The 12,888-nt window shown below is 70.7% G+C and carries 12 protein-coding genes; 6 read left to right on the top strand and 6 right to left on the bottom strand.

Features of this window, described 5'->3' with window-relative positions; all coding sequences use genetic code 11:
• Positions 1-42 precede the first annotated feature (42 nt).
• Both ACZ7CH_RS33715 and ACZ7CH_RS33710 read left to right on the top strand, forming a co-directional pair.
• Positions 43-846 (top strand): SAM-dependent methyltransferase, encoded by an 804-nt coding sequence (locus ACZ7CH_RS33715; protein WP_470371854.1) that lies wholly within the window; start codon positions 43-45, stop codon positions 844-846.
• Between the two features lie 109 nt (positions 847-955).
• The gene (locus ACZ7CH_RS33710; protein ID WP_470375789.1) at positions 956-2,926 is read left to right on the top strand and encodes a putative bifunctional diguanylate cyclase/phosphodiesterase; all 1,971 of its coding nucleotides are present in this window, start codon (positions 956-958) and stop codon (positions 2,924-2,926) included.
• Here ACZ7CH_RS33710 and ACZ7CH_RS33705 read toward each other — a convergent pair.
• The 6 genes from ACZ7CH_RS33705 to ACZ7CH_RS33680 form a co-directional block, all read right to left on the bottom strand.
• Positions 2,892-4,250 (bottom strand): NAD(P)(+) transhydrogenase (Re/Si-specific) subunit beta, encoded by a 1,359-nt coding sequence (locus ACZ7CH_RS33705; protein ID WP_470375788.1) that lies wholly within the window; start codon positions 4,248-4,250, stop codon positions 2,892-2,894. The genes ACZ7CH_RS33710 and ACZ7CH_RS33705 overlap by 35 nt on opposite strands.
• Positions 4,247-4,513, bottom strand: coding sequence for an NAD(P) transhydrogenase subunit alpha part 2 (locus tag ACZ7CH_RS33700; protein WP_053737731.1), 267 nt, complete (start codon positions 4,511-4,513; stop codon positions 4,247-4,249). Before ACZ7CH_RS33700 ends, ACZ7CH_RS33705 begins: the two co-directional genes overlap by 4 nt.
• A complete protein-coding gene (locus ACZ7CH_RS33695; RefSeq protein WP_470371857.1) occupies positions 4,510-5,607 on the bottom strand; it encodes a Re/Si-specific NAD(P)(+) transhydrogenase subunit alpha in 1,098 nt (365 codons plus the stop codon). The genes ACZ7CH_RS33700 and ACZ7CH_RS33695 overlap by 4 nt, the downstream gene beginning before the upstream one ends.
• Positions 5,608-5,646: 39 nt before the next feature.
• Positions 5,647-6,717: an APC family permease gene (locus ACZ7CH_RS33690; protein ID WP_470375787.1), complete on the bottom strand. Its 1,071-nt coding sequence runs from the start codon at positions 6,715-6,717 to the stop codon at positions 5,647-5,649.
• Positions 6,718-6,721: 4 nt separating this feature from the next.
• Complete coding sequence (locus tag ACZ7CH_RS33685; RefSeq protein WP_470375786.1) at positions 6,722-7,897, bottom strand: nitric oxide synthase oxygenase; 1,176 nt, start codon at positions 7,895-7,897, stop codon at positions 6,722-6,724.
• 174 nt (positions 7,898-8,071) lie between these two features.
• The gene (locus ACZ7CH_RS33680; RefSeq protein ID WP_470375785.1) at positions 8,072-9,166 is read right to left on the bottom strand and encodes an FAD-dependent monooxygenase; all 1,095 of its coding nucleotides are present in this window, start codon (positions 9,164-9,166) and stop codon (positions 8,072-8,074) included.
• Positions 9,167-9,237: 71 nt separating this feature from the next.
• Here ACZ7CH_RS33680 and ACZ7CH_RS33675 point away from each other — a divergent pair, with 71 nt between their 5' ends.
• The 4 genes from ACZ7CH_RS33675 to ACZ7CH_RS33660 all read left to right on the top strand — a co-directional run bounded on the left by ACZ7CH_RS33675 (position 9,238) and on the right by ACZ7CH_RS33660 (position 12,868).
• Complete coding sequence (locus ACZ7CH_RS33675; protein ID WP_470371860.1) at positions 9,238-9,774, top strand: TetR/AcrR family transcriptional regulator; 537 nt, start codon at positions 9,238-9,240, stop codon at positions 9,772-9,774.
• A 106-nt stretch (positions 9,775-9,880) separates the two neighbouring features.
• A complete protein-coding gene (locus ACZ7CH_RS33670; protein ID WP_470375784.1) occupies positions 9,881-11,452 on the top strand; it encodes an ABC-F family ATP-binding cassette domain-containing protein in 1,572 nt (523 codons plus the stop codon).
• A gap of 19 nt (positions 11,453-11,471) precedes the next feature.
• Positions 11,472-12,674, top strand: a complete 1,203-nt coding sequence (locus ACZ7CH_RS33665) for a cytochrome P450 (protein ID WP_360397213.1) — start codon at positions 11,472-11,474, stop codon at positions 12,672-12,674.
• 2 nt (positions 12,675-12,676) lie between these two features.
• Positions 12,677-12,868: a ferredoxin gene (locus tag ACZ7CH_RS33660; RefSeq protein WP_360397212.1), complete on the top strand. Its 192-nt coding sequence runs from the start codon at positions 12,677-12,679 to the stop codon at positions 12,866-12,868.
• The last annotated feature ends 20 nt before the right edge of the window (positions 12,869-12,888 follow it).

The following is a 12,888-nucleotide window of genomic DNA, read 5'->3' as shown; positions in this document are numbered from 1 at the left end:
TACCCCTCCCGCTCGCCGGTGGTGCCTCAGTAGCCTGGGCGCATGTCTGAACGGGTGAGCTGGGTCCCGCAGAACGTCGACACCGGGAAGCCGAGTGCCGCGCGCCTGTACGACTACCTGCTCGGCGGGGGGCACAACTTCGCCGCCGACCGGGCGCTCGCGGAGAAGTTCCTGAAGGCGCAGCCGAACGCGCGCACGATCGCGCGGCTGAACAGGGCGTTCCTGCGCAGGGCCGTGTTGTTCATGATGGACAACGGCATCCGGCAGTTCCTCGACCTGGGCAGCGGCATCCCGACGGTCGGCAACGTGCACGAGATCGCGCAGAAGGCCGACCAGGACTCGCGCGTCCTGTACGTGGACTTCGAGGAGGTCGCGGTCGCGCACAGCCAGCTCATCCTGGAGGGCGACCCGCGCGCCGCGATCGTGCAGGAGGACCTGACCAGCCCCGTCGCGGTGCTCAAGGCCGCGCGGGAGAGCGGCGTGATCGACTTCACGCGGCCCGTCGGCGTGCTGGCCGTCGGCGTCTTCCACTTCGTGCCACCGGAAGCGGACCCGAGGGCGGTCGTGGCCACCTACCGCGACGCCGTGCCCGAGGGCAGCTACCTGGCGTTCTCCCAGTTCACGCAAGACCTCCAGCCCGCGGAGATGGCCGGGATCGTCGAGGTCATGAAGAAGAGCCAGAACCCGATGCACCCGCGCACCCGCAGTGAGGTCGAGGCGTTCTTCGACGGCTTCGAGCTGGTCGAGCCGGGCATCGTGCCGTTGCCGCTGTGGCGCCCGGAGGGCACGAACACCGAGGACCCGGACAAGGCGGGCATCTACGCGGCGGTCGGGCGCAAGGTCTGAACCAGCGGTTCCGGACCGGCGGGCCTGGCCGGGAGGGGCCGGCCGGGCCGGCTCCCCTGCTCGTCGATGTTGGCCCGGCGGCGGCGAATCCGTACGCTCTGTGCACAGGATGGAACTTCCGCAGCTCGCCCGCCGCTGGATGCACGCGCTGACGTCGACCGCGTACATCCCGCTGTCCCACGCCGAGATCGAGCAGACCCTGCTCGACGCGCTGCACACGCTGGCCGACTCCCCCGAAGCGGTTGCGAAACGGCTGGTGTCACTGCACGCAACCGGCCCGGAGTCGTTGCGCGTCACGATCGAGCTGCTCTCCCCCACCTTCGGCCTGCCAGTGCTCGCCCAGCTCAGCTCGGCGTACGCGCAGGCCATGCGGATGGACGCGTTCGACCAGCAGGAGCAGATCAAGGTCGCGATCGTGCGGGCCAAACAGCGGGTCGAGCGCACGCTCAAGGTCAGCCAGGCGCGGTTCCAGGAGGTGTTCGACTCCGCCGCGCTGGGCATCGTGATCACGGACTTCAACGGCCGCTGCGTCGAGGCGAACGACGCGCTGGCCGAGATCATCGGACTGGAGTCGGGCGCGGACCTGCACGGGCGCGCCCTGACCGACTTCTACCACCCGGACGACCTGGCCGCGTTGAGCGCGTCGTACCGGCAGGTGCGCGACGGGCACGTCGACCGCTTCCGCGACCAGCGCAAGCTGATCCGCGTGGACAGCGAACCGGTGTGGGTGCACCTCGCGGTGTCGGTGCTGCGCGACGCGGACGGCGAGCCGACGCACCACGTCACGATGGTCGAGGACATCAGCGAGCTGCACCTGTTGCAGCGCAGCCTCGACCACCAGCTGCTGCACGACTCGCTCACCGGCCTGTCGAACCGACAGCACTTCGTGACGCAGGTCGAACGCCGCCTCGACACCGACCAGGTCACGCTCTACCACCTCGGCCTGGACGCGTTCTCGGTCGTCAACAACGGTCTCGGCCACGACACCGGCGACAAGCTGCTCAAGATCGTCGCGAACCGGCTCGGCAAGCTCGCCGGTGAGAAGCACGCCGTGCTGGCCCGGATCGGCGGCGACGAGTTCGCGTTGCTGACGGTCTCCGACACCGTCACCACGACCGTCGAGGAGATCCAGGACGCACTCGCGGAACCGACCTTCGTGGACGACCACGGCATCGCGCTGTCGGCCAGCATCGGCGTGGTGGACCGGCCGCCCGCGTTCGCGACCGCGGGTGAGCTGATGCGGTGCGCGAACGCCGCGCTGCGCCAGGCGAAAGCGCGCGGCAAACGGCAGTGGGCGTTGCACGACCCGCACGACGACGCGCGCAGGCGGGGCCGGTACGCGCTGGCGGCGTCGATGCCCGGCGCCTGGGAGCACGGTGAGCTGAAGATCGTCTACGCGCCGGTGCACGACCTGGAGACCCGGGAGCTGCTCGGCGCCGTCGCCCGTCTGCACTGGGACGACCTGAGCCACAACGACACCATGGCGCTCGCCGACTCGACCGGCCTGTCCCTGCCGCTGGGCCGGTGGCTGCTGCGCGAGGCGTGCGGGCAGGCCGCGGCCTGGGTGGCGAAGCTCGGTGAGCGCGCTCCCACGCTGCACGTCGCACTGGGTGCCCTGCAGTCCCGTGACGAGGACCTGGTCGCCGACGTCAAACGCGCCCTCGACGAGACCGGCCTGCCCCCGGAACGGCTGCGGATCGCGCTCGACATCTCCTCCGTGCTGGCCGGCGACGACAACGCGCTGGTGCTGCACGACAGCGGCATCGTCGTCGCGCTCGACGGCTTCCGCGGCGGCCACGACGAACTGGCCGTGCTCGCCGAGGTGCCGGTCCGCTCGGTGATCACCCGCGCACCGGCACCGGGCCCCGGCTCGCCGCTGCTCCAGCCGATGCGCGACCTCGTGACCACCGTGCACGGCCTCGGCGTGCGGTTCGGCGTCGACGAGGTGCACACGGCGGAGGAGGCCGACCTCTGGCGTTCACTGGGCGCCGACGGGGTGATCGGCCTGCTGCCCGCACTGACCGCCGACGAGGTGACCGAGCTGCTCACAACTGCTTCACCGCCGCCAGCAACTTCGTGAGCGAGTCCTTCGCGTCACCGAACAGCAGCGTCGTCTTCGGGTTGTACAGCAGCTCGTTGTCCACACCCGCGAACCCCGGCCGCATCGACCGCTTCATGAACACCACGGACTTCGCGCGGTCCACGTCGAAGATCGGCATGCCGTAGATCGGGCTGGACGGCTCGTCGCGCGCTCCCGGGTTCACCACGTCGTTCGCGCCGACCACCACGGCCACGTCCACCGACGTGATGCCGGGGTTGACGTCGTCGAGCTCCTTGAGCTGCTCGTACGGCACGTCGGCCTCGGCCAGCAGCACGTTCATGTGCCCCGGCATGCGCCCGGCGACGGGGTGGATGCCGTACGCCACCGACACCCCGCGCTGTTCGAGCTGTGCCACGAGCTCACGCACGGCGTGCTGCGCCTGGGCGACCGCGAGCCCGTAACCGGGCACCACCACGACGTTGTTCGCGTACCCCAACAGGATCGCGACGTCCTCGACCGTGCCCGACTTGACCGGCCGCTGCTCTTCTCCCTGCGCCGCAACGGTTGCCGTCTTGAACGCCCCGAACAGGATGTTCGTGAGCGACCGCCCCATCGCCTGCGCCATCAGCCGGGTGAGGATCGTGCCGGACGCGCCGACGAGCGTGCCCGCGACGATCAGCAGCGTGTTCGCCAGCACGTAGCCCGACGCCGCGACCGCGAGGCCGGTGAACGCGTTGAGCAGCGAGATCGCGATCGGCACGTCCGCGCCACCGACCGGCAGCACGAACAACGCTCCCAGCGCGAGCCCCACGACCGCCAGCAGCCACAGCAGCAGCCCCGACTCGGAGCTGACCACCAAGGCGCACAGGGCGATCGACGACACCGCGGCCGCGATCGCGAGCTGCTGACCGGCCGGCAGCAGCACCGGGCGGGTCGTCATCAGCTCCTGCAGCTTCAGGAACGTCACCACCGAGCCGGAGAAGCTGACCGAGCCGATCAGCACCGTGAGCACGGTCGCGAGGCTGAACAGGAACCCCGGGTCGGGCACCGCGAAGAACTCGGCCAGCGCCACGAGTGCCGCGGCGGCGCCACCGACACCGTTGAACAGCGCCACCATCTGCGGGATGGCGGTCATCTTCACCGACCGCGCGGCCGGGATGCCCACCACCACACCGAGTGCGACGGCGAGCAGAATCCACAGTCCGTTGTGGACGACGCCGTGGACGTAGGCGGTGACGACGGCGACCAGCATGCCGAACGCGCCGATGAAGTTGCCGTAGCGCGCGTACCTCGGCGAGCTCAGGCCCTTCAGCGCCAGGATGAAGCAGAGCGCGGCGACGAGGTACATCAGCTGGACGGTCATCGTTTGAACATCTCCAGCATCCGGTCGGTCACCACGAACCCGCCCACCACGTTCACCGTCGCCAGGAACACCGCCAGCAGCCCCAGGACGAGCTCCAGCGTGCTCTCCGCGGACCCGGTGATGAGGATCGCGCCCACCAGGATCACGCCGTGGATGGCGTTGGCGCCGGACATCAGCGGCGTGTGCAGGATCGTGGAGACCTTCGAGACCACCTCGAAGCCCACGAACACGGCCAGCACGAAGATCGTCAGCAGGTCGATCACGGCAACTCCTTGCGGATCCGGCCGTCGTGGGTCACGCAGCAGCCGGCGAGCACCTCGTCGTCGAGGTCCGGCAGGACGACGCCGTCCACGACCATCAGCTTGAGCAGGTTGAGGACGTTGCGCGAGTACAGGCGGCTCGCGTGCACGGGCATGGAGGACGGCAGGTTCCGCACGCCGTGCACCAGCACCTCGCCGACCCAGTTCTCCTCCCCGGCAACGGTGTCGGTGCAGTTGCCACCGGACTCCGCTGCCAGGTCGACGAGCACGGAACCGGGCGGCATCGCCTTGAGCATGTCGGTGGTCACGAGCACCGGCGCCTTGCGGCCGGGGATCGCGGCCGTGGTGATGACGACGTCCGAGGCGGCGACGTGCGCGCCGATCAGTTCCCGTTGGCGTTCCAGGAACTCCTCGGACTGCACGGAGGCGTAGACGCCGGACTGGGTCTCCAGGTCGAGCTCCAGGAACTTCGCGCCGAGGCTGCGGACCTCCTCGCCCGCGGCCTTGCGCACGTCGTAGGCCTCGACGACGGCGCCGAGGCGGCGTGCGGTCGCGATGGCCTGCAGGCCCGCCACCCCGGCGCCCAGCACGAGGACCTTGGCCGGGGGGACGGTGCCCGCCGCGGTGGTGAACATCGGCAGGAAGCGCGGTAGTCGTTCGGCGGCGACCAGGACCGCGCGGTAGCCGGAGACCAGGGCCTGCGAGGACAACGCGTCCGCGCTCTGGGCTCGGGTGACGCGGGGCAGGAGGTCGAAGCTGAAGGACGTGACCCGTCGCTCGGCGTACACGCGGATCAGGTCCTGGTCGGTGGCGGGTTGCAGGAAGCTGATGGTGACGGCGCCCGGTTTCAGCCGGGACGCCTGCTCCGGGGTCAGCGGTTGGACGGACACGACGACGTCGGACTCGGCGGTCGGGTCCTCGGACGTCACGGTCGCCCCGGCCGCCCGGTAGGCGGCGTCGGGAGCGTGCGCGTGGCGCCCCGCACCTTCTTGGACGTGCACGGTCAGACCGGCATCGACCAGCGACGACACCGTTTCCGGTACGCAGGCGACGCGACGCTCGGCGGGCCGCGACTCTGCGGGTGTTCCCACTTTCACCGTACGCACGTTACGCGATCAAAGGTGACCTGGGCCACATCACAGTTGCCAGAGCACCGCACCGGCGAGGGTGAGGCACCCGACGAGCCCAACGGCGGGCACGAACCGCTTACCGAGCGTCCACGCGCTGGCGTTGGCGATCGCGTAGTAGAGCAGCACGCAGAACGAGCTGAACACGATCGCCCGAGTGACGTCGACGGTGAGCACCAACACGATCGCGACCAGGCCGGTGGCGACCTCGGCGGCGCGCAGGTCCGCGAGCAGACGCGGCAGCCTGCGGTCGCGCGCCATCGCCAGAGCGGTCCGGCTGACGCCCAGCTGCAACGACAGCAGCGAGCCGAGCGCGGCCAGGCAGGCGGCGACCCGGATCACCGGTGCCAGCGCGGGTGACACGTCGGCGAGCGTCCTCGTGGCGAGGTCGCTGCCCAGCGCACTCAATGCGGTGACCGCGACGGCCGCGTACACGACGAGCGTGATCGCCAACGAGATGACCACGGCACGGGGAATGGTTCGCTCCGGTTCCTTGACCTCCTCTCCGAGGGTCGCGATGCGCGCGTAGCCGGCGAACGCGAAGAACAGCAGCGCGGCGGCGGGAAGGATTCCCGCGGACAGGAACTCCGCCGGCTGCACGGCTTCACGCGCGGTCACGGTCGTCGCGACGAGCACCAGCAGCACCGCGACCACGATGGCCCTGGTGACCAGCGCGGACTTCTGCACACCGGTCAGGTTGAGCGCCGTCAGCGCCACGATCGCCGCTACGGCAACGGTTTTCGGTGCGCCGGCGTAGGTGCCGACGGTCAGCGCCATGGCCGCGCACGACGCCGTCTTGCCGAGCACGAACGCCCACCCGGCCAGGTCGCCCCACACCCGCCCGAGGCGTTCCCGGCCGTAGACGTACGTGCCGCCGGAGCGCGGGTACCGCGCCGCGAGCCAGGCGCTCGACAACGCGTTGCAGCAGGCGATCACGCCCGCGATCACCAGGCTGACGAGCAGTGCGGACCCGGCGGCCGCCGCGGCCGGGGCGAACACCGCGAAGACACCGGCGCCGATCATCGAGCCGAGCCCGACGAAGACGGCGTCGGTGAGGGTCAGGCTTCTGGCGAGCTGCACGTGGTCAGTGTGCGACAGGGCAATTCCCGGGGGCGGCCGAGGGGAAGAAGTTCGGCAGCAGTTCACCGGTGTCGTAGTAGCGGTGGTAGACCGGCGTCAGCCCGCCCGACACGGGGGGCACGATCCAGGACCAGTCCGCGGGGCAGGAACGTCCGGCGGCCTCCTCCTTCTCCAGGTGCGTCAGGAACCTCTTCGACTCGGTGTGGTGGTCGGTGATCGTGACACCGGCCTGGGCGAACGAGTGCAGGACGGCGCGGTTGAGCTCCACGAGGGCCCGGTCGCGCCACAACGTCGCCTCCGACGACATGTCCAGGCCCATCCGCTTGGCGAGGTACGGCAGCAGGTCGTACCGGTCGTGGTCGGCCAGGTTGCGGGCGCCGATCTCGGTGCCCATGTACCAGCCGTTGAAGGGGGCGCACGGGTAGTCGATGCCACCGATGCGCAGGCGCATGTTGCTGATCGCCGGGACCGCGTGCCACTTCACGCCGAGCTTGGCGAGCCACGGCAGGTCGGGGTGCGTCAGCGGCACCTCGAGCACCGCGTCGGCGGGGATCTCGACCAGCGCGGGCTCGTGGCCCTCGCAGGAGACCAGCAGCGGCAGCACGTCGAACGGCCCGCGCGTGGCGGGCGGCTGCCACCCGTGCTCGACGGCGAGCTCGGTGAGCGCGAGGTTGCGGGCGTCGCCGAGCACCCCGCCGTCGGGCCCGCGGTAGGCGGCGTAGCGGATGATCTGCTCGTTGAGGACCTGCGGGGCGGGCATGCCGGGCTCGGCCGGGGAGAAGATCGAGATGACCGGCCGGATCTTCCCCTCGTTCGTGGCGACGCGGAGGTGTTCGACGCACTCCGCGGCCACGTCGGCGGGGGCGGACAGCTCCCGCAGGTCGCGCACCTTCAAGCTCCGCCAGTAGAGGCGGCCGATGCAGCGGGAGCTGTTGCGCCAGGCCACCCGTGCGCCGAAGGTCAGTTCGGCGGCGGTGTGGCGGTAGGTGCCGGTCGCCGCGATCTCGGCGTGCACCTCAGCGAGCCGGGCTTCGACCGGGCCCAGGTCGGGGTGTTCGGCGTGGTGCAGGCGGACGAAGTCCTCCACCTCGGCGATGTCGAGCTCGCCGGCGGTCTCGCCCGGCGCCGGGGGGAACGCCGTGAGGGAACGGGGCATCACATCAGTCGGGACGGGGGTCATGGCGAGGCACCGTATCGCCGCTTTCGTGTGGCGAAAACCGCCTCTCGCGCTACACCGGTTGGATCATGGGACCGCATCCGACACGCTCAGCGAGTACTTGATACCGCAACCGGGTGACGATGCCTGCGACAAAGAATGGTCTTCGACCGTTATCTCGCCGCAATCGAACGTTTATCAGTGATCCACGTCACCGCCCGGTTCGACCCGGTCGAGTGAACCCACGGGCGTGGGCATCGCGGGCACCTCCCATGACGAAAAGCGGGCCATGCCGCGCACCGCCACCGCTGCCGGAACCGCGCGGAACACGAGATCGCGCAACGCCACCGCGACCGGTGACCGCAGCTCGATCCCGAACCGCCCGGCCGTCCGCGACCCCCGCCACACCGCCTGCGTGCGCGGCCGTCGCACGGCGTCGTACCGGGCCAGGTCACCGCCGCAGGCCGCCAGCGTCACGGCGTCCTCCAGCGCCATGCACGCGCCCTGCCCCAGGTACGGGACCATCGCGTGGGCCGCGTCCCCGAGCAGCGCCACCCGGCCCGACACGAACGTCCGCAGCGGCGGCAGGTGGTGGACGTCGTGCCGGACCACGGCCGGGGTCGACGCCACCAGGTCCGGGATCGGGTCGTGCCAGCCGCCGAACAGCTCCACCGGGTCGAGGTCGGCCGCGGCCGGCGCCACCCGTGCGAGGTACCAGCAGACCCGGCCGTCGCCCAGCGGCAGCACGCCCGCCTCGCCGCCGGGACCGAGCGTCTGCGTGATCGGCAGCTCGAAGGGACCCGGTGCCACTCCCCGCCACGCCGTGGCGCCCGCGTACACCGGTCCCGGCACGTCGGGGAACAGCTGCGCGCGCAGGCGGCTGTTGATGCCGTCCGCCGCCACCACGAGGTCCGCGTCGAGGTCACCGACGCCGGTGACCTCGGAGTCGGTGAAGAGGACCTCCGGCGGCAACGCGCGCAGCAGCACGCCGTGCAGGTCGGCGCGGTGCATCGCGATGATCTTCTCCTGGCCGACGTCGGGCAGGTGCACCAGCCAACGACCGTCCGACGCGCGCACGCCGCCCGACACCCGCGGCGTCCCCAGCCGCCGGACCTCGTCCTCCAACCCCATCCACGACAGCGCCCGCAGCGCGTTCGGCATCACCCCCACCCCGGCGCCGATCTCGCCGAACGCGGCGGCGCGCTCGCGGACCTCGACCTCCCAGCCCACGCGCCGCAACGACACCGCTGCCGCCAGTCCCCCGATACCGCCACCGACCACGATCGCCTTCACGGCCACTCTCCTCTACAGGTGTAGAGGACACTACACCTGTAGACTACAGCTGTAGAGATGACGGGGAGCACATGCGCAGGGACCTGATCACCGACGCCGCGATCGACCTGGTGGCGACCTCCGGCATGCGGGGCCTCACGCACCGCGCGGTCGACCGGCAGGCCGGGCTGCCGGAGGGGTCGACGAGCGCCTACTTCCGCACCCGCAAGGCGTTGGTGGAGGGGTTCGTCGAACGGCTCGCACTGAAGGAGCAGGAGGAGGTCGTCCTCGACCGGGACGACCTGGCCGGCGGTCTCGCCAGGACGGTCGACACCTGGCTGGTGGAGCGGAACCGGACGCTCGCGCGGTACGCGGCGATGCTGGAGGCCACGCACCACCCGGAGCTGCGCTCGATCCTCGCGCACTCCCCGCGGGAACGGGCGACGGAGCTCGCGCGGGCACTGGGCCACGAGGACCCGGAGGCGTCCGGCGGGCACATCATGGCGTTCCTCGAAGGCCTGCTCTTCTACCGGCTCGTCGGCGGCGGCAGCACCTCGGGACCGGAGCCGGGCACCGAGGAGAGCCGCCAGGACCTGCGCCGGGCCGTCGAAAAGGCGTTGCGACCGTAGGTACCGTGGGTCTCATGGGATTCGGGTACGGGGTCTTCTACCTCTGAGCCAGGACGTGTCGCCCAGCCACACGTCCTGATTTCACGTACCCAGAAGAGGATCCGGCATGCGTTCGCATGTTCATCTGACGACCCAAGACCTCACCAAGGGCTATGAGAGCGGTCCCGTCGTCGACGGTGTCTCGCTGAAGGTCTCCGCCGGGCAGCGCCTTGGCATCATCGGCGAGAACGGCCGTGGCAAGACCACGTTGCTCCGCCTGCTCGCCGGCGACCTCGCACCCGACCAGGGAACCGTCACCCGGCACGGTTCGTTGAGCCTGGTGCGACAGGAGATGCCGTTCCAGGAACGGGAGACGGTGGGGGACCTGCTGGACGAGGCGCTGCGCGTGAGCCGGCTCGCACTGTCCGAACTGGACAGTGCGGCGGAGCCGTTCGACGAGCCGCGCTACGAGCGGGCGCTGGCGCACGCGGAGGACGTCGAGGCGTGGGACGCCGAGCGCCGGGCCGGCATCGCGCTCAAGGCGCTCGACGCGGACCACGACAGGGCCACGCCGCTCGCGACCCTGTCGGTGGGGCAGCGCTACCGGGTGCGGCTCGCGTGCCTGCTGGCCGAGCGCGCCGACGTCCTGCTGCTCGACGAGCCGACGAACCACCTGGACGCGGCGGCACTGGGGTTCCTCACCGAGCGCCTGCGGCAGCACCCCGGCGTGACCGTGCTGGTCAGCCACGACCGCGCGCTGCTCGACGACGTCTGCACCCAGCTGCTCGACCTGGACCCGACGCCGGACGGCGAGGTGCGCCTGCACGGCGGCGGCTACCGGGCGTTCAAGGAGGCCAAGCGCGCCGAACGGCAGCGCTGGGAGCAGCGGTTCGCCCAGGAGGCCGCCGAGCACGACGAGCTGGCCGACAGGGTCGAACGCGCGCAGAGCCGGTTGCAGGACGCCTGGCGGCCGCCGAAGGGCGCGTTCAAGCACAAGCGCGGCACCCGTGCGGCGAACAAGATGCGCACCGTCGCCCGCAGGCTGGAGGAGCTCGACGACCAGCGCGTGGCCGCTCCCCCGCCCCCGCTGCGCTTCACGCCACCGGAGCTGACGGCGAGCGGCGACCTGCTGCACGCGACGCCGCTCGAGGTGCCGGGACGGCTGGTGCTGGACGAGCCGATCTCGCTCAGCGCGGGCGAGAAGCTGCTCGTCGCCGGCCCGAACGGGGCCGGCAAGACCACGTTGCTCAGCGTCCTCGCCGGTCGGCTCGCGCCTGCTCGCGGGACGGTGCACCACGCCGGCAGGGTCGCGCTGCTCGCGCAGGAGTCGTCGTTCGAGGACGAGGACGCCACCGCGGCGCAGGTCTGCCCGCGGGTGGCGGAGCTCGGGCTGCTGACGGCGGGGGACGTCGCGCGGCCGGTCCGGCTCCTGTCCACCGGTCAGCGCAGGAGGCTGGCGCTGGCGGTGGCGCTGAGCGCCGGTCCGCACGTGCTGCTGCTGGACGAGCCGACGAACCACCTGTCGATCGCACTGGTCGACGAGCTGACCGAGGCGCTGCTGCGGACGAGGGCCGCCGTGGCCGTCGCGACCCACGACCGGCAGATGCGGACAGATTTCGACCGGTGGCGCACCGTGATCCTCAATTCACCTTCACGGAGTCGTGAAAGTTCTGTAGCTTCGGAACAGGTCCTCTACTGAGCACTGGGAGGTGTGCGAGATGACCGAACTGATCTCCGAACAACTGCCGACCACCCGCCAGAACCCGTTCGACCCGCCCGCCGAGATCACCGCCATCCGCGAGAAGGCCCGCATCAGCAGGCTGAAGTTCGCCGACGGCCACCTCGGCTGGCTGGTCACCGGCCACCACCAGGTGCGGGAGGTGCTGGGCAGCCCCAAGTTCACCAACCGCCCCGAAGAGCACCACCTGCTGGACCTGCGGTTCCAGGGGGAGGCTCCACCGGAGAACCGCAAGGTCCAGCCGGGCTTGTTCCTCAGCCAGGACCCGCCCGACCACACCCGGCTGCGCAAGATGCTCCAGGGCCAGTTCACCGTGCGGCGGATGAACCAGCTGTCCGAGTGGATCGGCCAGATCGTCGACGACCAGATCGCGCACATGCGCTCGCTGGGCGGGAAGGCCGACCTGGTCAAGGAGTTCGCGCTGCCGGTGCCCTCGCTGGTGATCTGCGCGCTGCTGGGCGTCGCCTACGACGAACGGCACCGCTTCCAGGAGGACACCGCGAAGATGCTGTCGCTGGAGACCCCCGTCAAGGAGTCCATGGCGGCGTTCGCGCGCATCCAGGAGTTCATGCGCGAGCTGATCGAGCGCAAGAAGGCGAACCCCGGCGACGACATGATCAGCGACCTGATCGCCACGGGTGAGCCGACCGACGAGGAGGCGTCGAACATGGCGCTGCTCCTGCTGCTCGCCGGCCACGAGACCACGGCGAACATGCTGGGCATCGGCACGTTCACGCTCCTGCAGCACCCGGACCAGCTCAAGATCCTGCGCGACGAGCCGGACGTGGTCGACAACGCCGTCGAGGAGCTGATGCGGTACCTGTCGATCATCCACTTCGGACCATCGCGCACGGCGCTGGAGGACGTGGAGATCGACGGCCACCTCATCAAGGCCGGTGACACCGTGGTGATGCACGTGCCGGCCGCGAACCGGGACCCGGAGAAGTTCGGCGGCAACCCCGACGAGCTCGACCTGCGCCGCCCGGCCTCCGGCCACGTCGCGTTCGGCCACGGCATCCACCAGTGCCTGGGCCAGCAGCTCGCCCGCATCGAGATGCGGATCGGCTTCAGCCGGCTGTTCGCGGCGTTCCCGGACCTGCGGCTCGACGTCGCGCCCGAGGAGGTGCCGCTGCGGACCGACATGGGCATCTACGGGGTCCACTCGTTGCCAGTAGCGTGGTGAGCATGAAGATTTCCGTCGACCAGTCGAAGTGCTGCGGTTCGGGGATGTGCGTCCTGACCGACCCGGACCTCTTCGACCAGAACGAAGAGGACGGCACGGTGGTGCTCCTGCAGGAGCACCCCGACGCCGCGCACGAGGCCACCGCGCAGGAAGCGGCCGGCCTCTGCCCGGCGGGCGCGATCACGGTCAGCTGATCCGCGCGCGGTAGCCGTTG

The organism is Lentzea sp. NPDC037011 (genome assembly GCF_055607425.1).
This window is presented reverse-complemented; position numbering and strand designations above follow the sequence as displayed.

What these genes read in the sequence shown, in the direction of transcription:
- ACZ7CH_RS33665 (WP_360397213.1), top strand. Translation starts at nt 11,472, where the DNA reads ATGACCGAACTGATCTCCGAACAACTGCCGACCACCCGCCAGAACCCG.
- ACZ7CH_RS33705 (WP_470375788.1), bottom strand. Translation starts at nt 4,250, where the DNA reads ATGACCGTCCAGCTGATGTACCTCGTCGCCGCGCTCTGCTTCATCCTG.
- ACZ7CH_RS33715 (WP_470371854.1), top strand. Translation starts at nt 43, where the DNA reads ATGTCTGAACGGGTGAGCTGGGTCCCGCAGAACGTCGACACCGGGAAG.
- ACZ7CH_RS33660 (WP_360397212.1), top strand. Translation starts at nt 12,677, where the DNA reads ATGAAGATTTCCGTCGACCAGTCGAAGTGCTGCGGTTCGGGGATGTGC.
- ACZ7CH_RS33710 (WP_470375789.1), top strand. Translation starts at nt 956, where the DNA reads ATGGAACTTCCGCAGCTCGCCCGCCGCTGGATGCACGCGCTGACGTCG.
- ACZ7CH_RS33670 (WP_470375784.1), top strand. Translation starts at nt 9,881, where the DNA reads ATGCGTTCGCATGTTCATCTGACGACCCAAGACCTCACCAAGGGCTAT.
- ACZ7CH_RS33685 (WP_470375786.1), bottom strand. Translation starts at nt 7,897, where the DNA reads ATGACCCCCGTCCCGACTGATGTGATGCCCCGTTCCCTCACGGCGTTC.
- ACZ7CH_RS33675 (WP_470371860.1), top strand. Translation starts at nt 9,238, where the DNA reads ATGCGCAGGGACCTGATCACCGACGCCGCGATCGACCTGGTGGCGACC.